Source organism: Rhizobium sp. SRDI943, assembly GCF_057653695.1.
Window position 1 is genome coordinate 3,269,616 of the sequence record NZ_CM172787.1, and the last position, 25,787, is coordinate 3,295,402.

At 59.3% G+C, this 25,787-nt stretch carries 24 protein-coding genes and 1 pseudogene; 13 read left to right on the forward strand and 12 right to left on the reverse strand.

The genetic code is table 11. The annotated features are described in order from the left end of the window. Window positions 1–46 precede the first annotated feature (46 nt). The 3 genes from AC245Y_RS16780 to AC245Y_RS16790 form a co-directional block, all read right to left on the reverse strand. Window positions 47–751, reverse strand: coding sequence for a hypothetical protein (locus tag AC245Y_RS16780; protein WP_012758619.1), 705 nt, complete (start codon window positions 749–751; stop codon window positions 47–49). 78 nt (window positions 752–829) lie between these two features. Continuing rightward, entirely contained in the window at window positions 830–2,041 is a 1,212-nt protein-coding gene (locus tag AC245Y_RS16785; protein ID WP_050563528.1) for a polysaccharide biosynthesis/export family protein, read from the reverse strand. Between the two features lie 289 nt (window positions 2,042–2,330). Further along, a complete protein-coding gene (locus AC245Y_RS16790; RefSeq protein ID WP_017994926.1) occupies window positions 2,331–3,755 on the reverse strand; it encodes an O-antigen ligase family protein in 1,425 nt (474 codons plus the stop codon). 308 nt (window positions 3,756–4,063) lie between these two features. Here AC245Y_RS16790 and AC245Y_RS16795 point away from each other — a divergent pair, with 308 nt between their 5' ends. Next, window positions 4,064–4,663, forward strand: a complete 600-nt coding sequence (locus AC245Y_RS16795; protein WP_026157453.1) for a transglutaminase-like cysteine peptidase — start codon at window positions 4,064–4,066, stop codon at window positions 4,661–4,663. A 268-nt stretch (window positions 4,664–4,931) separates the two neighbouring features. Then, complete coding sequence (locus AC245Y_RS16800; protein ID WP_012758623.1) at window positions 4,932–6,260, forward strand: UDP-glucose dehydrogenase family protein; 1,329 nt, start codon at window positions 4,932–4,934, stop codon at window positions 6,258–6,260. A 114-nt stretch (window positions 6,261–6,374) separates the two neighbouring features. Here the strand turns inward: AC245Y_RS16800 and AC245Y_RS16805 are convergent, their stop codons facing one another. Both AC245Y_RS16805 and AC245Y_RS16810 read right to left on the reverse strand, forming a co-directional pair. Beyond that, window positions 6,375–7,166 (reverse strand): metallophosphoesterase, encoded by a 792-nt coding sequence (locus AC245Y_RS16805; RefSeq protein ID WP_017994927.1) that lies wholly within the window; start codon window positions 7,164–7,166, stop codon window positions 6,375–6,377. Further along, window positions 7,167–7,481: pseudogene (locus AC245Y_RS16810) on the reverse strand (TolC family protein); the annotation flags it as partial. It lies immediately after the preceding gene. A gap of 348 nt (window positions 7,482–7,829) precedes the next feature. On the opposite strand from AC245Y_RS16810, the gene AC245Y_RS16815 reads away from it, so the two are divergent. After that, complete coding sequence (locus AC245Y_RS16815) at window positions 7,830–8,072, forward strand: KTSC domain-containing protein (RefSeq protein ID WP_012758625.1); 243 nt, start codon at window positions 7,830–7,832, stop codon at window positions 8,070–8,072. Between the two features lie 101 nt (window positions 8,073–8,173). On the opposite strand, the gene AC245Y_RS16820 is transcribed toward AC245Y_RS16815, so the two are convergent. The 3 genes from AC245Y_RS16820 to ung all read right to left on the reverse strand — a co-directional run bounded on the left by AC245Y_RS16820 (window position 8,174) and on the right by ung (window position 10,614). Further along, window positions 8,174–8,779: an alpha/beta hydrolase gene (locus AC245Y_RS16820; RefSeq protein WP_017994929.1), complete on the reverse strand. Its 606-nt coding sequence runs from the start codon at window positions 8,777–8,779 to the stop codon at window positions 8,174–8,176. Window positions 8,780–8,790: 11 nt separating this feature from the next. Beyond that, a complete protein-coding gene (locus AC245Y_RS16825; RefSeq protein WP_017994930.1) occupies window positions 8,791–9,723 on the reverse strand; it encodes a VOC family protein in 933 nt (310 codons plus the stop codon). A 189-nt stretch (window positions 9,724–9,912) separates the two neighbouring features. After that, complete coding sequence (ung, locus tag AC245Y_RS16830; protein WP_012758628.1) at window positions 9,913–10,614, reverse strand: uracil-DNA glycosylase; 702 nt, start codon at window positions 10,612–10,614, stop codon at window positions 9,913–9,915. A 236-nt stretch (window positions 10,615–10,850) separates the two neighbouring features. Here ung and AC245Y_RS16835 point away from each other — a divergent pair, with 236 nt between their 5' ends. From AC245Y_RS16835 to AC245Y_RS16845, 3 genes are all read left to right on the forward strand, one after another. Beyond that, a complete protein-coding gene (locus AC245Y_RS16835) occupies window positions 10,851–12,275 on the forward strand; it encodes a phosphomannomutase (protein ID WP_017994931.1) in 1,425 nt (474 codons plus the stop codon). Window positions 12,276–12,314: 39 nt separating this feature from the next. After that, window positions 12,315–13,742 (forward strand): mannose-1-phosphate guanylyltransferase/mannose-6-phosphate isomerase, encoded by a 1,428-nt coding sequence (locus AC245Y_RS16840; RefSeq protein WP_012758630.1) that lies wholly within the window; start codon window positions 12,315–12,317, stop codon window positions 13,740–13,742. Window positions 13,743–13,860: 118 nt separating this feature from the next. Then, entirely contained in the window at window positions 13,861–14,166 is a 306-nt protein-coding gene (locus AC245Y_RS16845) for a hypothetical protein (RefSeq protein ID WP_026157454.1), read from the forward strand. A gap of 37 nt (window positions 14,167–14,203) precedes the next feature. On the opposite strand, the gene AC245Y_RS16850 is transcribed toward AC245Y_RS16845, so the two are convergent. Next, entirely contained in the window at window positions 14,204–15,160 is a 957-nt protein-coding gene (locus tag AC245Y_RS16850) for an endonuclease/exonuclease/phosphatase family protein (RefSeq protein WP_017994932.1), read from the reverse strand. 281 nt (window positions 15,161–15,441) lie between these two features. Here AC245Y_RS16850 and AC245Y_RS16855 point away from each other — a divergent pair, with 281 nt between their 5' ends. Then, a complete protein-coding gene (locus AC245Y_RS16855; protein ID WP_017994933.1) occupies window positions 15,442–16,458 on the forward strand; it encodes an NAD-dependent epimerase/dehydratase family protein in 1,017 nt (338 codons plus the stop codon). A 45-nt stretch (window positions 16,459–16,503) separates the two neighbouring features. On the opposite strand, the gene AC245Y_RS16860 is transcribed toward AC245Y_RS16855, so the two are convergent. After that, window positions 16,504–16,818, reverse strand: a complete 315-nt coding sequence (locus tag AC245Y_RS16860) for a hypothetical protein (protein WP_012758634.1) — start codon at window positions 16,816–16,818, stop codon at window positions 16,504–16,506. An 843-nt stretch (window positions 16,819–17,661) separates the two neighbouring features. On the opposite strand from AC245Y_RS16860, the gene AC245Y_RS16865 reads away from it, so the two are divergent. The 6 genes from AC245Y_RS16865 to AC245Y_RS16890 all read left to right on the forward strand — a co-directional run bounded on the left by AC245Y_RS16865 (window position 17,662) and on the right by AC245Y_RS16890 (window position 23,876). Continuing rightward, window positions 17,662–18,363: a CerR family C-terminal domain-containing protein gene (locus tag AC245Y_RS16865; protein WP_017994935.1), complete on the forward strand. Its 702-nt coding sequence runs from the start codon at window positions 17,662–17,664 to the stop codon at window positions 18,361–18,363. Then, a complete protein-coding gene (gene hlyD, locus AC245Y_RS16870; protein WP_017994936.1) occupies window positions 18,360–19,373 on the forward strand; it encodes a secretion protein HlyD in 1,014 nt (337 codons plus the stop codon). Before AC245Y_RS16865 ends, hlyD begins: the two co-directional genes overlap by 4 nt. Further along, entirely contained in the window at window positions 19,370–21,115 is a 1,746-nt protein-coding gene (locus AC245Y_RS16875) for an ATP-binding cassette domain-containing protein (protein ID WP_017994937.1), read from the forward strand. Before hlyD ends, AC245Y_RS16875 begins: the two co-directional genes overlap by 4 nt. After that, window positions 21,112–22,239, forward strand: coding sequence for an ABC transporter permease (locus tag AC245Y_RS16880; RefSeq protein WP_012758638.1), 1,128 nt, complete (start codon window positions 21,112–21,114; stop codon window positions 22,237–22,239). Before AC245Y_RS16875 ends, AC245Y_RS16880 begins: the two co-directional genes overlap by 4 nt. 1 nt (window position 22,240) lies before the next feature. Next, entirely contained in the window at window positions 22,241–23,350 is a 1,110-nt protein-coding gene (locus tag AC245Y_RS16885; protein ID WP_017994938.1) for an ABC transporter permease, read from the forward strand. A gap of 130 nt (window positions 23,351–23,480) precedes the next feature. Then, on the forward strand, window positions 23,481–23,876 hold the full coding sequence (locus AC245Y_RS16890) for a DUF1236 domain-containing protein (RefSeq protein WP_012758639.1): 396 nt from the start codon (window positions 23,481–23,483) through the stop codon (window positions 23,874–23,876). Here AC245Y_RS16890 and AC245Y_RS16895 read toward each other — a convergent pair whose 3' ends face one another. Both AC245Y_RS16895 and AC245Y_RS16900 read right to left on the reverse strand, forming a co-directional pair. Beyond that, complete coding sequence (locus AC245Y_RS16895; RefSeq protein WP_012758640.1) at window positions 23,877–24,089, reverse strand: hypothetical protein; 213 nt, start codon at window positions 24,087–24,089, stop codon at window positions 23,877–23,879. It abuts the gene before it with no gap. A gap of 100 nt (window positions 24,090–24,189) precedes the next feature. Beyond that, the gene (locus AC245Y_RS16900) at window positions 24,190–25,725 is read right to left on the reverse strand and encodes a winged helix-turn-helix domain-containing protein (protein ID WP_017994939.1); all 1,536 of its coding nucleotides are present in this window, start codon (window positions 25,723–25,725) and stop codon (window positions 24,190–24,192) included. Between the last annotated feature and the right edge of the window lie 62 nt (window positions 25,726–25,787).

Below are 25,787 nucleotides of genomic sequence, written 5' to 3' on the forward strand. Positions count from 1 at the left end.
ATCTCCAACAAAGGCGTCAAGCGCTAAGATCTAAGGGCAATTCCAGCTATTGTATGACCGGGACACTCTGACTCGTCGACTCCGTCGGGTCGGTAGACGACTGGCCTCCCGCTCCGGTGCTGACGATCGTCGTCGTTGAAGTCGACGATGAATCATCCGAGCCGGCATTCGAAACCTTCAGCGTACCCGCAGTCGTCGCAGCGCCGTCGAACGGCGTACCATCGTCCGCTCCAGGCCCGGTTTGTCCAACTTGCCCGTCATTGCCGATGCCCGATGCGGCGGCGGCACTTGCACCCGGGCCGAGCGCCGCGGTCCCGCCTTCGGCAAGGACCTTTGCAAAGGCTGCAAGCAGCGGCGCCAGGTTCGGATCAGCGCTCGCCGCGTCGGCAACAGCCTTTTCGATCGCTAGCTTGAATTGCGGATCCGTCACCTGGCAGCTGTTTGCAGCCCGCCCGAGACCGGAGCCGATCGCCGCCATCTGTACGGCGTTAGCCTTCTTGGCCTGCTCGATCACCGGCGACAGCGCATCATTACTGCTTCCGACCAGCGCGCGAACACGCGAGGACAGAACCAACGGATCGGACATGTCGAGCAGGACGGCGGGGCTAGCCGTAAACCCGCTTATATCGACGGATGTCAGATTTGCCGGTCCTAGGCAGGCTGCCGCAAAGGCGCTTGAATTCATGCCGACATACATCGCGACGGCAATTCCGCTATATGCAAGCTTACGATAAACAGCCGATCTTGCCATAACCACAATTTCCTTCATCAAATCCGCTATAAGCCTCCGGCATCGATCATTCAGACCGATGCCGGCGACCTATTTCAATCAATTTCCAAGATCCTGTACCGCGTTACGGGTATCATTCGCATCGTCGGTCACTCCGGAAACAGTGGATGATACCGAGTTCACGATGTCAAGGAACTTGACCAGTTCAACAGAGTCCGAATTGGAAATATAGATAATATCCTTGTCTTCCATCTTGAACTGCTGAACAGCAAACAAGGTTGCCGGGTCACGCATGTTCGCACGGATGATCACTGGAACCATTTCACTCGCAAATCTCGTCGTGTCCACGTGCATCGCTTGAACCGTTTTCTTCGGGACAAGACGATAGAGCAAGACCTGAGCCGGATCGGCGCGGTCGTCGCGCAGGCCGCCCGCCTTGGCGATTGCCTCTCCAAGGGTCAGGTTAGACTCTTCGAAATCGAAGCGGCCACTGGTGCCTGCGGCGCCGAGCATAAGAAAGGTACGGCGCTCATGATCGATCGAGATCGTATCATCCGGTGCGACATAGATATTTTCGGCCGGGTTCTTCAACAGCGTGGTGTAGGCGACGGTTGCCGTCTTGCCGCGGCGCTGCAGCGTCACATTCGTTTCGATATTGTTGGTCGTCAAACCGCCCGCGGCGGAAATGACATCGAGAACACGCTCACCCGCCGGGCTGATCTCAACGCGCTGCGGATTGTTGACATCGCCGAGGATGGCAACCTGACTGGAGCGGCTTGTCGTTGTCGTAATAACTACCTGCGGTTCGATCGCGCGGCTCGCCAGGCGATCCTCGACGTCCTGCTCTACGGTCTCCTTCAGGCGACCGGCAGCCGGAACCCGACCCGCATAGGGAATTGTGATCGTTCCGTTTCTATCGATGGTCTGCTCTGGCAGCGAGATGTAATTGCCGGGTCGGCTACCTGCATCGGACGGAATGAAGAGACCGCCGGACTGAGCTTCGAAGATGGCAACCGAAACGACATCGCCGTAACCGAGTGGAATTTCGGGCGCCCCGCCTCGGCCACCACCAAACCCTTTGAACGAGGTCGGCTGGGGAGCGGTAAAATACGACAGAACGTTCTTGCTGAGATCAACCAGGGCGTAGTCGATACCGACACGACGTTCCTTCGTCGTCACTTTCACCGCTGCATCTCGATCAACGTCTTTGTGATCGGGACCGGATCTTGGTAACGACGTGCAGCTTGCCAATATAGTCGTCAGCGCTACAACAATGGCGACGCGTGTACTACCGATACGAGAACAACCCATAGAATACCCTGTGTTGACGCCCTTGAAGCTACTGCTCCGCGATCTGACAAAATACAAGACAATCCCCGATCAATAACACTGAAAGCCGATTAACAATCCCCTAACTGTGGCAGGCTGGCAACGCCGAGCCCCTTAGGAAGCGAAAAACGACTTCGGCCCGACTTTTCTTGCGTCGCAACAATCCGAAGGCTGCACCCGCTATAAAATTTCTTGGGTTTCAGAGTCAACCGTTCGCACCTGCACAATCGATCTTTTCCGAAAATCTTATTAAAATCCATCCATTTAAACTTTACGTGGTTAACGGCCGCTCATATGCCATGTCCGCCTCTCCGTTGCTACGCCCGAGACATATCGCGACAACCGCACTCAGGAAGGCGGAGTAAAACACAGCAAAACCCGGTATCTGCAGCGAAAAATCGACCGCCGCATGAAGGGCGACCAAAACGGTCGCCGCTAGGCCAAGAAGAACATAGTGCCTGAGACGCCGTCTTTGGGCGAGCCCGTGCCAGAACACTCTGGCAAGCACCGACAAGGCAAGGACTGTCGCAATCGGGAACAATATTCCGAGGCCCAGAAATCCTTCGAGATAGAAATTATGCGCACGGTCGAAGACTCCAAAAATACCGCAAGCCGGATCGCGGTAGGCGGAAAACACGGTCCGGAAGGTTCCGAGCCCCGTTCCCGTCAACCAATGATCCGAGATGGCACGCCATATGCCCGGCAGAATGCAAAACCGATCGTCATCCTCGAGTCGCCGCTCTTGCGCACGCAAAATCGCCTGGCCCGCAAACACGGTCAGCAACAGTACGACGAAAGCAATCGCCGAGAGGAGCTTCAGCAGCGAACGCCATCTTGGCGCCGGTCTCAGATGACGCCTCGAGCCGTTCCAATTAATGACAAGCCATGGAAAATAGACGAGAGCGGCAACAAAGGTCGCAAATATCCCGGCGCGCGAGCGGCTCAGCATCAGCGCGGTGAAGCATGCGCATAAGAACAGGATATAGATCCACGATCTCAAGAGGAGAGCGTTTCGGCCCGGCTCGCCGGGCGGATACTTCGAATAGGCTCGGGTAATATCCCTGACCAACGTCAGCATCAGCAGCGTTCCAAGCCCGAGGAAGGTCGCAGCAGTATTACGGTTGACGAAGACCGCAGTCAGGCTGTCGAGGTAGGCGTGTTTTTCGACGACGATCAAAATTTTGGGAAACAGCAAAAACTGCATCAGGCCGAAAACAGCGATGATACCCGCCGTAAGCCCGAGCCCGGTGAGCACTTTCCTCGCGCGCTGATCGGTATCGCATAAGAGAAGCCCGGTCAGGAACGTGACGAAAGGCAGCGCGACCCAGAGGATCGACGCGAGCGTGTCGGCCGGTTCGACCGAGATCGCCGCGGACTGGGCACCTGCAAGGTCACGCGCAGCATTCCAGGCGGGATTCGCCAACCAATTGGCGGGCAGTTCGGTGGTTTGGATGAACGCCCAGCCCGCCAGGACGACGAGTAGAAACAAAGCGATACTGAAAACCCATCTGCTTTGTCTCGGCTCTCTAAACAGCAATCCCGAAATGATGGCGAGGGCAAACATCCCGATCGCGGCGAAGGCGAAGGGAAAGGGTGTAACGCTCCCGAACGGTATGAGCGTCAATATAACGAGGCCGATGAAGGCAAAAAGCAAAACCTCTCGCAAGACCCGCTTATTGATGAGGTTGGAGAACATGTGAATTCGTTTACCAGAGTAGGCAGCGACCAAAGCCATTGCAACCAAAGAGATTAATTTACTCGTACTAACATAAGTTGAACATCAAGCACTTGCGTGCTAAAGTGTAACAGAATTCCACATCGTTTAAAATTGTCGCGAAAGGTTTAAGCCAATCGAGACAAGGCCCGGCTATGCTCCTTCCAAGCAGCAGAAACGGGACAGATATTCTGCGCCCAATACTTGGCAGATCATCAGATCGCCATGCCATTGACCGAGAAAAAAGGCAAGCCTGATCTCAATCGGTTATCCTGACAGGGATTTAAGAGATGAAGAAAACATTCGTTACACTTCTGGCACTGGCCCTTACAGCAGGCAATGCGTGCTCGGCATTTGCCGCCGGTCCCGCAGGTTTTGCCCGCGGTCTGACCGGTAATTCGGCGGTCAGTTATATCTCTGAAAAAGGCAAGATCATTCCGCCTTTCGCCCAGGTGCTGTTCTGCGCCCAGAACCCGACCGAATGCCGCGACAACAACGGTTTGGCGGTCGTTGCGATGACCGACAAGCAAATGCTGCAACTGAAGGACGTCAACACCGCCGTCAATCGCACGATGGTCGGCCGGAACGACTCCCGCAACGAACTGAATGGCGACGTCTGGAAGGTGAATGTGCGCAGCGGCGACTGCGAAGATTTCGCGTTGACCAAGCGCAGCCGGCTAATCGCGATGGGCTGGTCGTCGCGCGCTTTGCGGATCGCGACGGCATATACGCCCTCCGGTGAAGGACATGCGGTCCTCGTCGTGAGAACCGACAGGGGCGATCTCGTCCTCGACAACCGGAAAAGTAGCATCAAGAACTGGCGCGATACCGATCTGCGCTGGGACAAGATTCAATCGGGAACAGACCCCTACGTCTGGTATCGGCTATAACAGCCGAGGCAGCGACATAGACTGATTGATCCAGTTTCCGGATTGAAGTCGAGCCTGCTCTGACGAGCCGCTCGACTTGTCATATCGCCCACACAAACCTATGTTTTGGCTATCGACGGGGCAGCGCGCGGTAAGCTGCGGTGCCCGGAGTTCGATTTCCGATATGGGTACCAGGCGATCTTCGGTATTGTCTTTTCGTCCAGATTAACTATGACGAACTCATGCTGCGACGCAGCATGACGTTCTACTCTAATGATTTGAGGGAAATATGCGCATCACGATGATTGGATCAGGCTATGTCGGCCTCGTTTCAGGCGTTTGCTTTGCGGATTTCGGCCACGACGTCATCTGCGTCGACAAGGATCTGAGTAAGATCGAAGCCCTTCGCGAAGGCCGCATTCCGATCTACGAGCCGGGTCTGGAACAATTGGTCGCCGAAAATACCAGCACCGGCCGACTGTCGTTTTCGACGGATGTCGGCGAAAGTGTCCGCAGCGCCGATGTCGTGTTCATCGCAGTCGGCACGCCGTCCCGGCGCGGCGACGGCCACGCAGACCTTTCCTATGTCTATGCCGCTGCACGCGAGATTGCCACCTATGTGGAAGGCTTCACGGTCATCGTCACCAAGTCGACGGTGCCGGTCGGCACGGGAGACGAGGTCGAGCGCATCATGCGCGAAACCAATCCTGCGGCGGATGTCGCCGTCGTTTCCAATCCGGAATTCCTGCGTGAAGGTGCGGCGATCGAAGACTTCAAGCGGCCCGACCGTATCGTCATCGGGCTGAACGACGACCGGGCGCGCGAAACCATGACCGAGGTCTACCGCCCGCTCTATCTCAACCAGGCCCCCTTGGTCTTCACCACCCGCCGCACCTCGGAACTGATCAAATATGCGGCCAATGCCTTCCTCGCAATGAAGATCACCTTCATCAACGAGATCGCCGATCTCTGCGAACGGGTCGACGCAAACGTCCAGGACGTTTCGCGCGGAATCGGTCTCGACGGCCGTATCGGCTCCAAGTTCCTGCATGCCGGCCCGGGTTACGGCGGTTCGTGCTTCCCCAAGGATACGCTTGCCCTTGCCAAGACGGCGCAGGATTACGACGCGCCGATGCGTCTCATCGAGACGACGATCTCGATCAATGACAACCGCAAGCGGGCAATGGGACGCAAAGTCATTTCGGCCGTCGGCGGAGACATTCGCGGCAAGAAGATCGCGATCCTCGGCCTGACCTTCAAGCCGAACACCGACGATATGCGCGACAGCCCGGCGATCGCAGTCATCCAGACCCTGCAGGACAACGGAGCCGAAGTGGTTGGCTACGATCCCGAGGGCATGGAAAACGCCCGTAAGGTGATCGAGAACATCGAATATGCGAGCGGCCCTTATGAAGCAGCCGCTGGTGCGGATGCGCTTGTCATCGTCACCGAATGGAACCAGTTCCGCGCGCTCGATTTCAATCGCTTGAAGCAGTCGATGCGCGCTCCGATCCTGGTCGATCTGCGCAATATCTACCGCAGCGACGAGGTCCGCAAACACGGCTTTACCTATACCGGCATCGGCACCAACCTTTATCAGGACGTGACCGGCGCCTGAGATAGCCTGCTGAATATCTGATCGTCCTGACGCCGCGGAGCATAAACCGCGGCGTTTGGTTTTGAGCATGATGCCGAAAGTGCAAGCGTTTCGGACGACACCATGCTCGCCGACTTAAAGAATTCCGACCCGCGTTCCCTTTATCGTCAGCACGGTCAGCCGGCCCGTCGCCGAAACCGCAGTGTCGATGCCGATGCGTTGCGGACCGAATGTCGGGATTCGCGCCGGGGTGTGCCCATGGATCACCAGGACCGGAAGCTGCGGCCCTTCATTCAGGAAGGGCTGACGGATCCACATGAGGTCACTGTCCTTCTGCTTCTTGAGGTCGATGCCCGGCTTGATGCCCGCATGAACAAAGACGACCCTTCCCATCCGCACCATGATCGGCAATGATTCAAGGAATTGGATATGCCGTTCGGGTATCATGTTGCGAATGACGCGGGCGATTGTTTCGCTTCCAGCCGCCGACTGCAGCAGATGCTCGATATCGATACCGTATGAGTGCAGCGTCTCCGTTCCGGCAAAGCCGAGCCATTCGAGAATGCTCGCCGGTTTGCGATAGAGCTTCACCAGCTCCGCGTCATGATTGCCGCACAGGACGAGACGTTGAAACCCCGGCGGCGAGGTCTTGCTCAGGAACTCCAGCACCGCGCTCGAATCGGGCCCCCGATCGACATAATCGCCGAGCATGACGATGAGTTTCGGTCCCGGAATGCGCGCGGCATCCTGCTCGATGCGGCGATGTGCCTCAACGAGTTCATTATAACAGCCGTGAACATCGCTCATCGCGTAGACCGCAGCGAATTCGCCTTCGGCAAACGTCAGCCGAGCGCGTTTTTTACGGTTGCCAGCCAGTATCTGTATCTGTTGTCGCCATGGCAATAGATAGTTAAACATGGAACCCATTTATGAGACCCGACCGAATGGCGGGTTGTCGGAAATAATCCATCTCTTATCCATCGCTGCAACGGCATGAGGCTCAGTGTTCATAAGAATTTGGCCTGATCGCGGCCCACCGAAGTTGTAACCGGAACCAATTGCCACATTCAGAGTGACATAGTCCTTCGCCATTTGCTGCACCGCCCGCGCCAGGTTGGTCTGACTGGTCGCGGCCGAACGCTGCGCATCCAGCACATCAAGCAAGGATGATCGTCCATCCTTGTGGCTCCCGATTGAAAGCGCAAGAGTCTCCTGCGTGGTCTTCATCTGAGCGCGCAGCGCCTGCGACTCGGCAACACCGATATTGGTCGTTGCAGCGGCGAGGTCTTGCGGATGTAATCATTCATACTTGGGAGGGTGCTGCGGTTAATATTACGCTATAGTTTGCTATATGATGGTTAATCCGACGTTAAACCGGCGATTATTGCGTTTCTCCCGACGTTATCGGCTAATATTCCCCAAATGGAGGAGCCACGGGTATCGGATATCCACAGGCGAGACCTTCGGAAAAGCTGCAAAAATCAACCATAACGAGAGCCATCAGGAAAAAATAAACGTTAAAGAAGATGATGCTTGACGCCCCCGCGGCGCAGCATGATGATGGCGCGTTGCGAGTGTGAATGACATTTCTTGATCAGGAATCTCAGATCCAAAACTGCGGGGTGCAAAGTGGAAACTGCGGTTGATTCGAAACTTATCGAGGCGATCACCTACGACGAAGACAGCCGGCATCTACGGGTCTATCTGACCAACGGTCAGAGGCGAGAATATGAAGGCGTTCCCAAGGGCGTCGTCGTCGGGTTGACGATGGCGGAATCACCGGGAAATTTCTACATGAAGGCAATCAGGGGCAAATATCCTCCTCGCCCCTAATGTCCTATCGATCACGACGATAGGATCATTGTTCCAGCAAAGATGCGGGACCGGCATTCCCGGTCCCGCAATCATTTTCCCGCCGAGCGGCGGTGCACACGTCAATAAAGGCCGAGAAAATCGCGGACCGCATCGATCTCGAGCGGCGCAATCTCGTGACCGCCGGGATGCCAGACCGTCCTGACCTCCGCCCCTCGGTTTTTCAGATGTTCGGACAGCGCCTCGGTCATGGAGACAGGCGCAATCGGGTCTCGCTGCCCGGCCGTCATCAGCACCTTTCTTCCCGCCAGCGGCGACTGGGCTTCGGGTTGAAACGGAATGAGCGGGTGCATCAGAACCGCGGCATCGAAGATACCCTTCTCGATCAGGACATTGGCAAGAATATTTGCGCCATTCGAAAAACCCAGGCCGAGAATATTGGAAGCCTGGTACTCGTCCGCGAATGCCTTGACGTAGGCGGCCATCTTCTCCGTCGCCCGGGAAAGGTCGGGCATGTCGTAGACCCCCTCCCCGGTGCGGCGAAAGAACCGCGCCGCGCCGTGTTCGGAAACATCGCCGCGCGGCGAGAGAATCGTCGCTTCGGGCAGCAGGTGCCGACCGAAGTCGAAAAACTGGTTCTCGTCGCCACCCGTGCCGTGCAGCACCAGCAGGATGGGTTTATCAGGTGCACCGGCATGCAGCCGGTGCACATATCCGGTTTCGGTCATATCGCCTCTCCTTACGCTTCGAGCGGCTGCAGGTGCTGCTCGAGCAGCGCGCGAAGATGGGCGTGCTGCTGCGGCAGTTTCAGGGCTTCGCCGAGATGAGCCGTATCCTCGTCGCGGTCGAAGCCAGGTTCATTGGTCGCGACCTCGAACAGCACGCCGCCCGGCGTGCGGAAATAGATCGCCCAGAAATAATCGCGGTCGATCACCGGCGTGACCTGATAGCCGGTGTCCATCAGTGCCTTGCGCACTTCGAGCTGCTTCTCGCGGTTTTCGACGGCGAAGGCGACATGGTGGACGGAGCCGGCGCCGGGAAGCGCGCGGGCAACGTTCGGCATGGTCTCGAGATCGATGAGATGCGCGCCATTGCCGGAGGGCATGATCAGCCGCCTGACGCCGTCCCTTTCCTCGGCGACCTCATAGCCCATGAACTTCAGGAGTTCGGCCGTTGCGCCCTCGTCCCTCAGCCGCATGGCGACGGAGTGGAAGCCACGAATGGCATGGTCCTCGCTGATGCCGCCATGTGTCCAGGACTGGCGGGTATCATCCTCGACCTCGACGAGGGCGAAGCCATCGCCATCGGGGCCGGAAATATTCAGCCGCATTTCGCCGAAACTTTCCTCGGCCTTCAGGCCGCCGACACCAAGCGCGGCAAGGCGATCGCTCCAGAAGCCGAGCGAACCCTTGGGAACGGAAAACACCGTCGTGCCGACCTCTCCGGTGCCGGGACGGCCCTGCGCCATCTTCGGGAACGGGAAATAGGTCATGACCGTGCCGGGCGCACCGGTCTCGTCACCATAATAGAGGTGATAGACATCAGGCGCGTCGAAATTGACAGTCTTCTTGACGCGGCGCAGGCCGAGCGCATGGGTGAAAAACTGGTTGTTGGTGCGGGCGTCCTGCGCCATCGACGTGACGTGGTGCAGACCCTTGATCTGATCGAGCATGTCAAACCCCTTTCATGCCCGCCGTTGCGGGCTTTCGATGAGGCTAAGATGCGCGCTGAAGCGCCCGTATAACAGACCCGCAGAGCAAAACGCATTGTCTTCTTTTAGTGAACGAACATCGACTTGTGTTCACACTAAAGCATGTCGCGCAAAAGTGTGCAGCAGCGAATCTGAAAGATTGCGTCCCGCTTAGGCCCCATGGGGATCGGCCGGCAATTGCCAGTCGATCGGCGCACGGCCGCGCGACTGCAGGAAGGCATTCGCCTTCGAAAAATGCCCACAGCCGAAAAACCCGTTATGGGCCGAAAGTGGCGAGGGATGCGGCGCTCTGAGCACGAGATGCCGCGTCGTGTCGACGAAGGCGGCCTTGCGTTGGGCATAGGAACCCCAGAGCATGAAGACGACGGATTCGCATTCATCGTTGACCTTGCGGATGACGGCGTCGGTGAAGCGTTCCCACCCCTTGCCCTGATGAGCAGCCGCCTGCCCTTCCTCGACGGTCAGCACGCTGTTCAGCAGGAGTACGCCCTGCTTTGCCCAATGTTCGAGAAAACCGTGACGTGCCGGCGCTATGCCAAGATCCGTCTCCATCTCCTTGTAGATATTGACCAGGGAGGGCGGTATGCGCACGCCCGGCCGGACACTGAAACACAGCCCATGGGCCTGCCCAAGTCCATGATAGGGATCCTGGCCGAGGATGACGGCCTTGACGTTGGAGATCGGCGTCAGATCGAGGGCGCGGAAATATTCGCTGCCCTTGGGGAAAATCCGCTTGCCGACCTCTTTCTGCGTGACGAGGAAGGATTTGAGCTGTTGCATGTAGGGGCTCGAAAACTCCCCCTCCAGCGCGGCCTTCCAGCTCCCCTCGAGACTGATGGATGTATCGCTCATCTAGGAAAATCCTTCGCATATGACGAAACAACGGACACACGGTTCTAACAAAATCGATCTACGCTGCAATGCCTGCCGGCTCGGCAATGGTCTACACCCTCAGAATTCGGTGAGAGAAGATTGCGAGGCTGTCCGAGGCATCGTCGTCCGTATTTAACTATATGATGGCTTTGGTATTTACGCCGGCAGGCGGCCTGAGTAGAACTTTGATGGTGAAATCGGAGCCATGTCTTCCCATGAAATTCGGCACGAGCGGCCTTCGCGGACTTTCCGTCGACCTCAAGGGACGCGCCTCTGCCCTCTACGCCACCGCGTTCGGCAAATATCTGCTGCAGACCGGCAAGGCGCGGGCCGGCGACGTCATTCTGATCGGCCGCGATTTTCGCGATTCAAGCCCTGAAATCTCGGGAAATTGTGCCGGTGCGCTTGCCGCCCTCGGCTTCCGGATCTTCGACTGTGGCACCGTCCCCACACCCGCCCTTGCCCTCTATGGTCTCAAGAGCAAGGCCGCATGCCTGATGGTGACGGGCTCGCATATTCCGGCGGACCGCAACGGCATCAAGTTTTATCGCCCGGATGGTGAGATCGACAAATCGGACGAGGCTGCTATCACCGCATTGGCGGCCGAGATCGAGCGAACCGGTGAAACGGTGGCGCAGGCGCCAGCCGAGACGGAGGAGCATGAAGCGATCTGCCGGCAGCTCTTTTTCGAACGCAATGCAGCCCTGCTTCCGCAGGGCGCGCTGTCCGACATGAAGATCGGTGTCTACCAGCACAGCAGCGTCGCCCGCGACCTGCTGGTTGATGTTCTCGCCCATTACGGCGCCGAGATCACCGCTCTTGGACGTTCGGAGAGTTTCATTCCCGTCGACACCGAAGCCGTTTCAGACGAGACGGTCACGCTGATGAAGCGCTGGGTGTCCGAGCACAAGTTCGATGCGATCGTCTCGACCGATGGCGACGGCGACCGTCCGCTGGTCGCAGACGAAACCGGCACGCCGTTGCGCGGTGACCTTCTCGGCCTTGTGGCAGCCAATTTCCTCGACGCCGGCACGGTGGTGACACCGGTTACCTCCAATTCCGGCATCGAGGCCGCGGGCTCTTTCGCCGTGCGGCGCACCCGCGTCGGCTCACCCTTCGTCATTTCAGGCATGGAAGAGGCCGTGGCGGCTGGCAAGGATCATGTCATGGGCTTTGAAGCCAATGGCGGGCTGCTGACCGCAACCGCCTTTGATATCAACGGCCGGAACGTGCGTGCCTTGCCGACACGCGATTGTTTTATCCCGATGCTCGCGATCCTGTCGCTCGCAGCCATCCGCAAGCAGCCGCTTTCGGCCGTTGCCGCCTCCTATCAGCTGCCCTTTGCCGCCGCCGACCGCCTGGAGAATTTTCCGCTGGAGATGAGTGCCGCACTGATGGAACATCTGCGTGCTTCGGACGAAAATCTCTCGGCTTTCCTGCAGCCGATCGGCGAGGTAGCGACGAAATCCGACATCGACGGACTTCGGGTGACGCTGAGAGATGGCGGCATCATTCATTTCCGCCCGTCCGGCAATGCCCCGGAAATGCGCTGCTACACGGAGGCCGGCAGCGAAGCTGCAGCCCTGGAGCTGCTGAATACAGGGCTCAATCGAATAACAGACTGGGCAGGCGCCCGGTAACATGCGACCAACAAGCCGTTTACTTCAAGGAACCCGCCAATGACGCAGAAAATCGTTCCCGTGATCATGGCCGGCGGCAAAGGCACGCGGCTCTGGCCGCTTTCCCGTGCCACCGCACCGAAACAATTCATCCAGTTCGTCGGCGACAAGACGTTGTTTCAGGAAACTCTTGAACGCGTTTCCGATCCCGAGCTCTATGAAGCCCCGATCGTCGTCACCAATGAGGAATTCCGCTTCCTGGTCGCCGAGCAGGCACGCGAGCTTGCCATCCCGCTCGCTGCCGTACTGCTCGAACCGGTCGCCCGCAACACAGCCGCAGCAGTGGCCGCCGCTGCAACGCTCGCTGGCGAGCTGTTCGGCAAGGGCACCATCATCCAGATGCTCGCCTCTGATCACGAAATTCTTGCCGACAAGAGCTATTTCGATTGCATCCGCATCGCCCGCGATGCCGCTGCCGACGGCAGCCTCGTCACTTTCGGCATCAACCCGACTGAGCCGGCGACAGGCTACGGCTATATCGAGATCGGCGATGCCCTCAAAAACGGTGCGCACAAGGTCAAGCGCTTTGTCGAAAAGCCGGCACTTGAGAAGGCCGAGCAGATGCTCGCCGACGGCGGCTTCTACTGGAACTCGGGCATCTTCATGTTCCCGGTGACGGAACTTATCGCCGAACTGCAGGAATATGCACCCGATGTGCTGAAGGCGGCCAGCAAGGCCGTTTCGAAGGCGAGCCGCGACCTTGATTTCACCCGTCTCGACGCCGACCATTTCGCCAAGAGCCCCGATATCTCCATCGATTATGCGATCATGGAAAAGACCTCCAAGGCAGCCGTCGTCCCCTCGCCGTTCAAATGGTCGGACATGGGCAGCTGGGATTCTGTCTGGAAATCAGGCGCCCGCGACGACAACGGCAATGTCGCCGCCGCAAACACCACCGTCGTCAATACCCGCAATTCGCTCGTCATGACCCGTGGTGTGCATCTTGCCGTCCAGGGCATGGAGGATGTCGCCGTTATCGCCAGCGAGGACGCCGTCTATGTCGGACCGCTCAAAGACAGCCAGAATGTCGGACAATTGGTCAAGATGCTGGCGTCTTCTTCCATTACCGCGAAATTCACCGAAACCCATCCGACATCCTATCGACCCTGGGGCGGCTATACCTCGATCTTCAACGGCGACCGCTTCCAGGTGAAGCGTATCTTCGTCACGCCGGGCAAGAAGCTCTCGCTGCAAAAACACCACCATCGTTCCGAACACTGGATCGTCGTCAAGGGAACGGCTGAGGTGACGGTCGGCGAGAACGTGCGGATGCTGCGCGAGAACGAAAGCGTCTACATCCCGCTCGGCGAAGTCCACCGCCTCGCCAACCCCGGCAAGATTCTTCTCGAGCTCATCGAGGTTCAGACGGGCTCCTATCTCGGCGAGGACGACATCATCCGTATCGTCGATGAGTTTGGAAGAACGTAAATCGCAGCCGGAGCGATGGTCGGGCCTTTTCCGGCGCGACCTTCCTCACTGTTGAATTTCCTCTTGGGGTTCTCGTAGAATGGATGTACCGACAGACATGACCGGAGATATCCCCCTGATGCGTACCTTGCCCGTCCTCGCCGGATTCCTTGCAATCATGGTGCCGGGAATGGCGTTTGCCGAAACGGCAAGCATGCGAACCGCAAACGAGTCGGAAATTCGCCAGCACCTGCCCGGTACGTCCGAACTGAAAGAAGCCAAGAACGGCTACGAATATCGCGACGGCAATAAGAATGGCTACAAGATAACCAATGGCCAGGTGTGCGTCCTGTTCCCCAGCAAGAAGACCGATTGCGTCAACGTGAAGACCGACGGCAAGAGGTTTCAGATGATCGACAAAAAAGGCGGCCGAACCAGATTCTGATTTGTGGCCCCGGCAAGATTTCCGTGCCCAGGCAAAATCATTTTGCCGGTGAAGTTTCGCGGTCCTTGTCGAGAACGAAGTCGGCGACCAGGCCCGAATGGTTCGAGCCGAGATTATCATCGAGACGTTTCAGCGATGTCAGCTGAAGCGGCGCGCGCGCAAATATGTGGTCGATGGCGATCCCGAGCGCGCCGGCGCCGATCGGCCATGTTGCTGGTTCTGGCGTGATCGTTTTCAGCTTTTGCTCGCGCAGGAAAACCTGGATGCTCGGGGCGATCGCCGAGGAGTTGAAATCACCTGACAGCACCAGAGGGCCGTCGATCGAGCCAAGCGCTTTGCCGAGATCTTCCAATTCAGCCATCTGGAAATCGTCGAAATATGGTTTGGTCAGGTGCGCCGAAACCAGATTGATAGTTTCGCCGCCGAAGTCGACGCTTGCTATAACAAGCCTGTTTTTTCGAAGACTACCCATACTTGCGACCTGACGGCTGACGAACGGGCGTTTGGAGAGCACCAGCGTATCGCATGTATCCTTCCCGGCATCGCAACCGATATGGTAGGGATAGGCCTTGAACAATTGCTGCAGGTGGAACGTCAGCGGCTTGGCTTCGAGCAGATTGACGACGTCGGCATTCGACGCGATCACCATATCGGTGATTTCAGTCGAGTTTTTCCAGTTGTCGATCGCGATGTTGAACGACATCAGACGAAAAAGCGGCGGCCTGTCGGTGCCTCTGTCGCCCTCCGAGAACTCGCGCAGCATGAGGACGCCGTGAGCGACGAGAAGAAGCGAGGCAAGCAGAAGGATGAAGCCGTAAATCTGTCTCTTGATGGCCAGAATGACGAGGCTGGCGGCGACGAACACGACGCCGAGGTGAACCTGAAAGCTGTAGACGAAGGACAGAAGCCAGAAGTTCGTGACATAGCGTAACGACACGATGGCGATGGCAACGGTCAGAAAGGCGCAGAGAATCCAATAAACTATATCTCTCATCGATCCTGACCTGCTTGCAGACGACCGGCCGGCCATAACATGCCAGCAATCATGTTGCAAAGCAGCATAACGGCAGAGAGTTGCGGCTGACCGGCAGACGATATCGATAGTCTCGTCCTCATCCGGCAAGGCAGCGGCGGACAGGCGGCCGGCAGTAGGGACAGTGCTGTGGCCTTCTCTTTCAAAGGCCTATCGACTCGGCCTCTTTTTATCTTGTAAGTGGGGTCACTTGATACGGAATCGGCTCTTTGCCGTCGGCAGGGAGCCGAGAAAAGGTGGGAATGCGCTACTTCATTACAGGGACTGCCGGCTTTATCGGTTTTCATCTGGCCAGGCGCCTGCTGCAGGAAGGGCATGACGTCACAGGCTTTGATGGACTCACTCCCTATTACAACGTCAAGCTCAAGGAGATGCGCCATGCCGCACTCTCCCAGTTTCCGGCCTTCAGACCCGTCATATCAATGCTTGAGGACCGGCCAGCGCTGGAAGCGGCGGTTCTGGCGGCCAAGCCCGATATCCTGATTCATCTCGCCGCGCAGGCCGGCGTGCGCTACAGCCTGGAAAATCCAGAGGCCTATCTTCGCTCGAATGTCGAAGGCTCGTGGAACATCATGGAAATTGCGCGGCGCGTCGAAATCCGCCATCTGATGCTGGCCTCGACATCATCGATCTATGGCGCCAATGCGACCGTCCCCTTTCACGAGACCGATCGCGCCGACGAGCCGCTGACCATCTATGCGGCGACGAAGAAATCGATGGAACTGATGGCGCACAGTTATGCCCATCTTCACAAGATTCCGACCACGGCTTTTCGCTTTTTCACCGTTTATGGCCCATGGGGCCGGCCCGACATGGCGCTGTTCAAATTCACCAAGAACATGCTTGAAGGCCAGCCGATCGAGATCTACGGCGAAGGCAACATGAGCCGTGACTTCACCTATATAGACGATCTCATCGAGGCGATCGTCAGGCTATCGGCGGTCGTCCCGTCCGAGGAAAATCGCCTCGAAAACACGGCTGTCGAAACGCTCTCGCGCCAGGCGCCCTTCCGTGTCGTCAATATTGGCGGAGGCCAGCCGGTCAGCCTGATGGATTTCGTCGAAACGGTGGAAAAGGCGCTCGGCCGTCCTGCCATTCGCAAGATGCTGGCAATGCAGAAGGGTGACGTGCCGCGCACCTTCGCAGCCCCGGATCTGCTGGTCGCGCTGACCGGATACAAGCCGGCTACGACCTTGGATGTCGGCGTCAAGGCCTTCGTCGACTGGTATCTCGACGTCCGCAGCGAACTCGACGCCTAGATCAGGATGATTCTAGGCCGGATCGACCTAGAATCTAGTCAGGTGTCAGCGCAGAAACGCAACCGCTTGTACGGCCTCGACCGCCGTCGAAAACACGTAGTCGACAACAACGGTCAGGCTCTGCGAATAGGTCTTGAGCCGGTAACCCTCGCCTTCGATCTCGGCCGGGCTGCGCAGGACGAACGGAACGCCGGGGCGCACGAAACCGGCGCGGGTCGTCAACGGAACCTCGGGCGAATGGCCGATGGCGGAGGTGTACATCAGGTCGCGGGCAAGGCTGGCTGGGCCGATGGCGAATGCCGGCTCGGCAGCGGCAGTGATGGTCAGGCTCAAGGCGATGGCGGCAAAAGTTCTGTGCATGTCGAAGTCCCCGTTTGCGGATCGGCGGGCGTTCGGTTTGCCCGGCTCCAAACGATCGACGCGTCTGTCCACGCTTCGGTCGCTTTCATGAGACCACTCTACACATCAGTATTTTCAGGGCTTTTAAGCGGATCGGTCAAATTTTACGAAATTTGATTTTCTGTCCGGAAGGGCTCGGAACGCATAAGGAAATAGATCCCGGCCGCGAGCCGGGAATGCAACATCGGCAATGACCTGGACGCTGTATCGCAGTCTACAAAATGCGATCCAGCTTCTTGTTTATATGAAGGTTCGGCATCACTCCCGCGCTTTGCGCGGCATGATAGGATTCGCGGGCCGCATCGAACGAGATCGACCACATGATGGCGCTGAGCAGTAGCGCGATGATATAAATCTGAATACGCATCGAACTGGCGATACGGAACGAGCAAGGCAGTTTTGTGTCAAAACATGGTCACAGGAATCACGAAAAAGTGGCGGGCTTTTTGTTTCGCAGTCGGTTGGCGCCAGACACATTAGTGTCGTGAAAATTAGCGATACTGTATCGCTACCTGTTTAGCAGCCGACCCCGAGGCTTGGTTCATCTTCCCTACCCCTAGAACCCTGAGAGGCCCGTTCCCACAGGCCTCTTTGCCTTCTTTCCGGACATTGCAGAACAGCTGAGACCGCCTGGTCCGAATTGACGCTGAACCGCTGAACGGCACATCTCGATCCCCAATCAGGCCAAGCATCCAGCCATGAGCGATGTCACCTTCGCATCAGCAAAGGCATCGGTCGACAACACTTGCTCTCGAAATATATCAATCGATTGACTTACTTTGTCGTCAATGTTATAAAACTGTCATGATCAAAGAACACGACAGCCAGTCACCGGCCTCCGCCCGTGCCGATATCGCGCGCCAGAAGATGCTGTCCGCCGCCCTCGACGTCTTCGGCCGCTATGGTTTCGACGGCGCCTCGACACGCCAGCTCACAGAAACGGCCGGCGTCAACCTGCAGGCAATCCCTTATTATTTCGGCAGCAAGGAAGGTCTCTACATCGCCACCGCCGAATATCTGATGATGCGGATCAATACGCATGTCGGTGACATGAGGGCGCGCGTGGGCGCGCATTTGCTGGCGCTCGACGCGGCGGGAAAATCGCTCGGTGAAGCGGAGGCTCGCCATTTCCTGACCGAGATTTTGCAGACCATGGTGACGCTGTTCGTCGGCAAGGAATCCGAATCCTGGGCGCGCTTCCTGATCCGCGAGCAGATGGAACCGACCGAAGCCTTCACACGGGTCTATCAGGGCCTCATGCGGCCGATGATCGAGATGGGCCGGCGGCTGATCGGCGCCATCCTTCATGAGGATCCCGCCTCGGAACATGTGCGCCTGCGCACCTTTACCCTTCTCGGCAGCATCCTCGTCTTTCGTGTCGCCCATGCAGCCGTGCTCGCCCAGATGGAATGGGACGGCGTCGGCCCGGAACAGGTGGAAACCGTGCGGGGCCTTGCCGCAGAGCTGGTCGATGCCATCGGCCCGCCGAAAGGAAGTGCAGCATGAAACGCGTCCTTCCCCTCGTCATCCTTCTTCTCGTTGCTGCGGGTGCCGCCGCCTGGTGGTACGCGCTGCCCCAAAAGCTCGGCTGGTTGCCTGAGGCCAGCCGCGAATTCGTCCTTTACGGCAATGTCGATATCCGCCAGGTCTCGCTCGGCTTCCGCGTCAGCGGCCGCCTCGCCGAACTCCATGCCGACGAAGGCGACCTCGTCAAAACTGGAACGGTTCTGGCAAAGCTCGATGCCGCACCCTATGAATTCGCGGTCCGCTCGGGCGAAGCCAATGTCGCAGCCCTTCAGGCAACGCTCGACAAGCTGAAGGCCGGTCCGCGGCCGACCGAGATCGCCCAGGCGCGCGCCGCCTATGACGAAAGTATTGCCGATCTCCGCAATGCCAACCTCGCCTATGACCGCGCCCGCCAGTTGCGCCCGCAGGGCACGATTTCCGAGGCGAGCCTTGATCAGGCGACCGCTGCAAGGGCGATGGCCGCCGCACGCTCCGACTCCGCCAACGAGGCGTTGAAACTACTGCTGGAAGGCTCCCGCGTCGAGGATATCGCCGCTGCCGACGCCCAGCTGAAGGCGGCGGAGGCAACGCTCGCTTCGGCCCGCACCTCGCTTGATGATACCGAACTGCGCGCGCCAAACGACGGCGTCATGCTCTCCCGTGTGCGGGAGAACGGCGCTATCGTTTCCCCCGCCGACACCGTCTTCGTGTTGTCGCTGACGGAACCCGTCTGGGTGCGCACTTATGTTGCCGAACCCGATCTCGGCCTCATCCATCCCGGCATGAAGGTTGCGGTCACCTCCGATACGGCGCCCGACAAACCCTATGGAGGCACGATCGGCTTCATCTCGCCGGTTGCCGAATTCACTCCGAAATCGGTGGAAACGCCGGAACTGAGGACAGACCTCGTCTATCGCCTCAGGATCGTCATCGACAAGCCCGGCCCGGATCTGCGCCAGGGCATGCCGGTTACCGTGCGTTTTCCCACGCCGACGGCGGGCGGACAATGACCGCCGCCGAGACCGGCCGGGGCGACAAGCCGCTCGTCCGGATCGACGGTGTCACCAAGCGCTTCGGCGATGCGCCAGCCGCCCTTGACGCCGTCTCCGGCACGATTGGCAGCGGCGCAATCACCGGTCTCGTCGGCCCTGACGGCGCCGGCAAGACGACGCTGATCCGCCTGATGACCGGCCTGATGCTGCCCGACACGGGAACGATGGAGGTTCTCGGCTTCGACACGCGCAAGAACCCCGCCGGCATCCAGGCGGCGATCGGCTACATGCCGCAGCGCTTCGGTCTCTATGAGGACCTTTCGGTGCAGGAAAACCTCGATCTCTATGCCGATCTGCGGGGCCTGCCGAAAAGCGAACGCGCAAGCGCCTTCGACGAACTGCTCACTTTTACCGACCTCAAGCGTTTCACCGGCAGGCTCGCCGGAAAGCTCTCCGGCGGCATGAAGCAAAAGCTTGGTCTTGCCTGCGCGCTTCTGAAGAAGCCGCGCCTGCTGCTGCTCGACGAGCCGGGCGTCGGCGTCGATCCGATCTCGCGCCGCGACCTCTGGAAGATGGTCGAGAACCTGACGAAGGAAGGCATCGGCGTGCTTTGGTCGACCGCCTATCTCGACGAGGCTGAAGCCTGCGACCATGTGCTGCTCTTGAACCAGGGAAAGCTGCTGTTTTCGGGAAAACCTGATGACATGACCGGCCGTGTTAGCGACCGGGTTTTCCGCGTCTCGGGCATGACAGGGCGCCGCCGGCAGGTGCTCGCCGGGCTTCTGCAGGCCGATGGCGTCATCGACGGCGTGATCCAGGGCGAAGCGATCCGCCTCGTCGCCGCCAGGGACAAGAAACCGGATATCGGCGCGGCCGGCGATGGCGCGACGCTCACCCCTGCCCCGCCGCGCTTTGAGGATGCCTTTATCGACATGCTGGGTGGTGGTCCTGGCGGCCGATCGAGACTGGCCGAGGCGCAAGGGCCGACGAAAGGCGATGACGACCGGCCGGTGATCGAGGCCAAGGGGCTGACCAAGCGCTTCGGCGATTTCACCGCTGCCGACAATATCAGCTTCGATATCCGTCGCGGCGAAATCTTCGGCCTGCTCGGCCCGAACGGCGCCGGCAAATCCACCACCTTCAAGATGCTCTGCGGCCTGCTGAAGCCGACCGGTGGCGAAGGCCGCGTCGCCGGTTTCGACCTTCGTCGCGATGCCGCCGAAGCCCGCAACCAGCTTGGCTATATGGCGCAGAAATTCTCGCTCTATGGCGATCTGACCGTCATGCAGAACCTCGAATTCTTCTCCGGCGTCTATGGCCTTCGCGGAAGACACCGGCGCGAGCGCATTGACCTGATGGCCGGCATCTTCGATTTCGGCCGCCATATCAGCCAGCCGGCCAAGGACCTGCCGCTTGGCCTGAAGCAGCGCCTGGCGCTTGCCTGCGCCGTCATGCACGAGCCACGCGCCCTCTTCCTCGACGAACCGACCTCCGGCGTCGATCCGATCACCCGGCGCGAATTCTGGACGCATATCAACGCGCTGGTCGAAAAGGGCGTTACCGTGCTCGTCACCACCCATTTCATGGACGAGGCGGAATATTGCGACCGCATCTCGCTGATCTATCGCGGCCGCTCGATCGCGCTTGGTTCGCCCGATGAATTGAAGGCCCGCGTCGCGACCAAGGAGCTGCCTGACCCGACAATGGAGGATGCCTTCATCGCCCTGGTGCAGCAATCCGAGAAGGAGGATGCAGCATGAGCACCTCTTCCGGCCGGATGCGACGTCTCTTGGCCCTCGTGCGCAAGGAAAGCTTCCAGGCGATCCGCGATCCGAGCAGCATCCTCATCGCCTTCGTGCTGCCGCTGATCCTGCTCTTTCTCTTCGGCTACGGCGTCTCGCTCGATACCACCCGCACCCGCATCGGCCTCGTGACCGAGGAGATGACGCCGCTGACGCAGGATCTCTCGGCCAGTTTCCAGGCCTCGCGCTATTTCGATGTGGCCATCGGCCGCGACCGGCGTCTGTTCGAGGAAGACCTCGTGCTCGGCAAGCTGCGCGGCATCGTCGTCATCCCCGCCGACTTCACCACGCGCTACACCGCCGGCAACCGCCCCGATATCCAGGTGATCGTCGATGGCTCCGAACCGAACACGGCGAATTTCGTGCAGAACTATGCCCAAGGCACCGTTGCCAACTGGGAGCGGCAGAGGCAGGCGGACGTCGCCTCCCACAGTCCCGCCATTTCGGTCGAACAGCGCTTCTGGTTCAATCCTGAACTGACCAGCCGCAATTTCCTCGTGCCCGGCTCGATCGCCATCGTCATGACGCTGGTCGGCACGCTTTTGACCTCGCTCGTCGTCGCCCGCGAATGGGAGCGGGGTACGATGGAAGCGATGATGGCGACACCGGTGACAGCGGTCGAACTGCTCGCCGGCAAGATCCTGCCCTATTTTCTGCTCGGCCTCACCTCGATGACGCTCTGCGTGCTGCTTGCGGTCTTTCTCTTCGGCGTGCCGTTCCGCGGCTCCGTCGCTGCTCTTTATGCGCTGTCGGCCGCTTTCCTGATCCCGGCGCTTGGCCAGGGCCTGTTGATATCGACGGCCACGAAGAACCAGTTCCTTGCCTCGCAGCTGGCGCTGATCTCGGCCTTTCTCCCTGCTTTCCTGCTGTCTGGCTTCCTCTTCGAGATCAATTCCATGCCGACCGTGATCCAGTGGATCACCTTCATCGTGCCGGCGCGCTACCTGATCCCCAGCCTGCAGACGGTGTTCCTGGCCGGCGATATCTGGCCGATGTTTCTGCAGGCGATCGGCGTGATGCTGACGATCGGCGCCATCATGTTCGTGCTTGCAGCCCGCAGCACCAGAAAGAGGATCGGTTGAGATGTGGACAAGGCTCTACGCCCTGATCGTCAAGGAACTGCTCGCCGTCCTGCGTGATCCCAAGGGCCGCGCCATCCTGATCGGCCCGCCGATCGTCCAGCTTCTCGTCTTCTCCTATGCGGCGACGCTCGAAGTCCGCAATGTCGACGTGATGATCCTCAACCGCGACAACGGTCACTGGGGCCAGGAACTGATCGAGCGCATCGATGGCTCGCCAACCTTCCGGAAAATCGAGATTGCAGGAAGCCAGGCGGAGGTCCGGGTGGCGATCGACAACCAGACGGCCATTGCGGCCGTTGAGATCGGCCCGGACTTTTCCCGCAATATTGAGGCGGGAGCGCCGGCCGACCTGCAGGTGGTGCTCGACGGCCGCCGCTCCAACGCCTCGCAGATCGTCGCGGGCTATCTCTCGCAGATCGGGGCGGCGCTTGCCGCCGAGACGCCGGCCGGCAAACGTGCCGGCGCCGACATCGTCTCGACAGTGCCGCGCAACTGGTTCAACCCGAACCTGACCTATCAATGGTTCATGGTGCCGAACCTGATCGCCAGCATCGCGCTGCTGATCGGTCTCATCGTCACGGCGCTGTCGATCGCCCGCGAGCGCGAACTCGGCACCTTCGACCAGTTGATGGTCTCGCCGCTGCGCATCCACGAGATCCTGATCGGCAAACTGATCCCGCCGATAATGATCGGCCTCTTCCACATTACCGTCTATATCCTGGCCGCCGTCTTCCTCTTCGAGGTGCCGCTGCGCGGCTCGCTCTTCCTGCTTTACGGCAGCGCGATCTTCTATCTCGGCTCGGTCGCCGGCCTTGGCCTCTTCATCTCGGCGCTGTCGATGACACAACAGCAGGCGATCCTCGGCGCCTTCCTTTTCATGGTTCCGGCCATGCTGCTCTCAGGCTTTGCGACGCCGATCGAGAACATGCCGGGATGGTTGCAGCCGGTGACCCTGATCAATCCGCTGCGCTATTTCCTGGTGATCGTCAAAGGCGTCTTCCTGAAGGATATTCCGCTGAGCGAGGTGGTGAACCAGACGATCCCGCTGGCGCTGATCGCCACTGTTACGCTCAGCGCCGCCGCCTGGCTCTTCCGCCGGCGGCTGGAATAATGCCTCCCGACTCAGGCTTCAGCCGCCTCACATAATGTGAACCGGCCTTCCAAAGCGTGACTCTCTCCTGCTGGAACCTCGGATTGGCGTGGTCGTTACCCAAACGCAACCCCAGCAGAGGAGAAGCAAAATGTACAAGGTCCTACTTGTCTCCAGCGCCCTTGCGCTGTCGTCACTTGCAACCAATGCGCTCGCTGATGGAGCCGTGACCGGTGCAGCCGGTGGCGCCATCACCGGCGCAATCGTCGGCGGCCCCGTGGGTGCTGCCATTGGCGGCGTGGCCGGCGGTGTCGCCGGTGCCGTTGTGGATCCGCCGCCGCGCGAGGTCGTCACCTATGTCCAGCAGCAGCCGGCCCCGACCGCCTCCGTGGTGGTCGAGGAACCGATCGTCGTCGGCAAGCCGCTTCCGGCAGACGTCGTCGTAACACCGGTGCCTGACAATCCGAAATATGCCTATACGGTCATCAACAATCAACGCGTGATTGTCGAACCCCGCACCCACCGTGTGGTGCAGGTCATAGAATAATCAGGCAACCGAAGCCGCCTGTTGCGGCTCGGCAACTTCCGGCCCCGCTTCGGCGGGGCCTTTTTTCGTGCGCTCGCGCCACCTGCCGATCAGCGAGAACAGAACGACAAGGGGCTGTGGCAGCTTGACCCCCTGCGGCAGCGCCTCTATCGGAATTCGGTCGCCGTAAAGCTTGCCCTGTTTGAGCGATAGAATATGCATGCTGGAAAGCATGAGCCGATCCTCCATCCTGATTGATGGTATCAGCGTGGCCGAAGCGACGAGGCTGGGTCCTTAAAGCTCCGGTTAAAAGCTGCAAAAACTTGCAAAAAGCCTATGGCCGCGGACGCATCCCGGCGCGCGCCAGCCCTTCCAGAACCGGCGCAAAACGCTGTGGATCCTTTGCCGGCTGACCCGCCAGAATGCCTTCCAGCGTCACATCAGGTGCAATCGCCTCGAGCGCATGCAGGAACTGGCGCGCCTGCTCCATATTGCCGAGATGCGCGTGTGCGGCGATCAGCATCCAGTAGGTCGGGTCGAAATGGGCGTTCAGTGCCAGCGAACATGACGCGTGTGAAATTGCAGCCTCGTAATTGCCGCGGAAGATTTCGGCCATGGCGATGCCGGTCAGCGAGAAACGTGCATCCGGATCGCGGGGTCCCAATTTCACGGCGCGATGCAGGCGCTCGAGCGCATGTTCGATATCGCCGCAGTGCAAGGCCGCAATGCCGGAGCAGGCCGCGACCAGAAGATCGTTGGGATTGGCGGCAGCGGCGGCCTCCAGCACAGCCATGCCGCCTTCATAATCCTTGCCAGTCTGCAGCAATGCCATGCCGCAATGGGCCATTACGCGGGGATCACCTGCCGAATGCTGAAGCCCGCGACGGGCAAGACTGATGCATTCCGCCTTGTCGTCCTTCCCGAGCCGCGGCCAACCCATGGTCATGCGATGTTCGAGCGCCCAGGCGGCATGCGAAAGCAGCATCGCATTTTCCGGCTCCATGGCGAGAGCCTCCTGCAGCAAGGCATAGGCGACGGCATTGTTTTCGATCGACTCGTCGATGATCGCGGCAAGGGCACGCAGATAGAGATCGTAGACAGCAGGACTGTTCGGCCTGTCGCGTCGTGACCTCTGGATCTCGGCGATCTCGATCGCCGGCTCGACGATCGAGGCGACGCGTTCAGTGATACGGTCCTGGAAGGCGAAGATGTGGCTTATGCCGTCTTCAAAATGATCGGCCCAGAGATTGGTCGCCGTCACACCGTCGACTAGTTGCACATTGATACGCACCTGCCCGCCCTCCCGCCGGATGCTGCCTTCGAGCACGTAGCGCACTCCGAGTTCCCCAGCCACTTGTCGCACATCGATGCTGCGTCCCTTGTAGACGAAGGCGGAATGGCGCGAGACAACGGAAAAGGAGCGGAAACGCGCAAGGGCGGTGATGATCTCCGTCACCACGCCATCGGCAAAATAATCCTGGTCGGCGTCACCGCCGAGATTGACGAAGGGAAGAACCGCGACGGAAGGCGGGCGCGACGCCGCAGGCGCCATCCCGCCATCCTCCTGGCGCGGCAGGCGATAACCAACCCTGGGAACCGTGACGATCCACTCCGTGCCATCGGGCCTTGCGCCGAGAATCTTCCTAAGCGTGGCAATCTGAACCGTGAGGTTGCCTTCCTCCACGGCAAGCCCCTGCCAGGCCCGATCCATCAGGTCCGCCTTGGTGACGACGCGGCCCTCAGCCTCCAGCAGCATGCCGAGCAGAGCCGCCGGCCGTGGTCCCGTCGCAACGGACTTCCCTTCCCGCCACAGGCTTCCTGTCACGGGATCGTAAACGAACGGACCGAAGGAGAGCCTCGAGCTGCCCATGCAGAAGCATAGCGTGAAATTCTCGCAAACTGAAAGCCGATGACGCGCTGATGCGTTGCAAA

Excerpts from the sequence above, each read along its gene's own strand:
- AC245Y_RS16840 (WP_012758630.1), top strand. The coding sequence starts at position 12,315 with ATGACGCAGAAAATCGTTCCCGTGATCATGGCCGGCGGCAAAGGCACG.
- AC245Y_RS16875 (WP_017994937.1), top strand. The coding sequence starts at position 19,370 with ATGACCGCCGCCGAGACCGGCCGGGGCGACAAGCCGCTCGTCCGGATC.
- AC245Y_RS16890 (WP_012758639.1), top strand. The coding sequence starts at position 23,481 with ATGTACAAGGTCCTACTTGTCTCCAGCGCCCTTGCGCTGTCGTCACTT.
- AC245Y_RS16790 (WP_017994926.1), bottom strand. The coding sequence starts at position 3,755 with ATGTTCTCCAACCTCATCAATAAGCGGGTCTTGCGAGAGGTTTTGCTT.
- AC245Y_RS16855 (WP_017994933.1), top strand. The coding sequence starts at position 15,442 with ATGCGCTACTTCATTACAGGGACTGCCGGCTTTATCGGTTTTCATCTG.
- AC245Y_RS16845 (WP_026157454.1), top strand. The coding sequence starts at position 13,861 with ATGCGTACCTTGCCCGTCCTCGCCGGATTCCTTGCAATCATGGTGCCG.
- AC245Y_RS16880 (WP_012758638.1), top strand. The coding sequence starts at position 21,112 with ATGAGCACCTCTTCCGGCCGGATGCGACGTCTCTTGGCCCTCGTGCGC.
- AC245Y_RS16885 (WP_017994938.1), top strand. The coding sequence starts at position 22,241 with ATGTGGACAAGGCTCTACGCCCTGATCGTCAAGGAACTGCTCGCCGTC.
- ung (WP_012758628.1), bottom strand. The coding sequence starts at position 10,614 with ATGAGCGATACATCCATCAGTCTCGAGGGGAGCTGGAAGGCCGCGCTG.
- hlyD (WP_017994936.1), top strand. The coding sequence starts at position 18,360 with ATGAAACGCGTCCTTCCCCTCGTCATCCTTCTTCTCGTTGCTGCGGGT.
- AC245Y_RS16780 (WP_012758619.1), bottom strand. The coding sequence starts at position 751 with ATGGCAAGATCGGCTGTTTATCGTAAGCTTGCATATAGCGGAATTGCC.
- AC245Y_RS16850 (WP_017994932.1), bottom strand. The coding sequence starts at position 15,160 with ATGAGAGATATAGTTTATTGGATTCTCTGCGCCTTTCTGACCGTTGCC.
- AC245Y_RS16800 (WP_012758623.1), top strand. The coding sequence starts at position 4,932 with ATGCGCATCACGATGATTGGATCAGGCTATGTCGGCCTCGTTTCAGGC.
- AC245Y_RS16805 (WP_017994927.1), bottom strand. The coding sequence starts at position 7,166 with ATGGGTTCCATGTTTAACTATCTATTGCCATGGCGACAACAGATACAG.
- AC245Y_RS16820 (WP_017994929.1), bottom strand. The coding sequence starts at position 8,779 with ATGACCGAAACCGGATATGTGCACCGGCTGCATGCCGGTGCACCTGAT.
- AC245Y_RS16865 (WP_017994935.1), top strand. The coding sequence starts at position 17,662 with ATGATCAAAGAACACGACAGCCAGTCACCGGCCTCCGCCCGTGCCGAT.
- AC245Y_RS16785 (WP_050563528.1), bottom strand. The coding sequence starts at position 2,041 with ATGGGTTGTTCTCGTATCGGTAGTACACGCGTCGCCATTGTTGTAGCG.
- AC245Y_RS16825 (WP_017994930.1), bottom strand. The coding sequence starts at position 9,723 with ATGCTCGATCAGATCAAGGGTCTGCACCACGTCACGTCGATGGCGCAG.
- AC245Y_RS16795 (WP_026157453.1), top strand. The coding sequence starts at position 4,064 with ATGAAGAAAACATTCGTTACACTTCTGGCACTGGCCCTTACAGCAGGC.
- AC245Y_RS16835 (WP_017994931.1), top strand. The coding sequence starts at position 10,851 with ATGAAATTCGGCACGAGCGGCCTTCGCGGACTTTCCGTCGACCTCAAG.
- AC245Y_RS16900 (WP_017994939.1), bottom strand. The coding sequence starts at position 25,725 with ATGGGCAGCTCGAGGCTCTCCTTCGGTCCGTTCGTTTACGATCCCGTG.
- AC245Y_RS16860 (WP_012758634.1), bottom strand. The coding sequence starts at position 16,818 with ATGCACAGAACTTTTGCCGCCATCGCCTTGAGCCTGACCATCACTGCC.
- AC245Y_RS16895 (WP_012758640.1), bottom strand. The coding sequence starts at position 24,089 with ATGCTTTCCAGCATGCATATTCTATCGCTCAAACAGGGCAAGCTTTAC.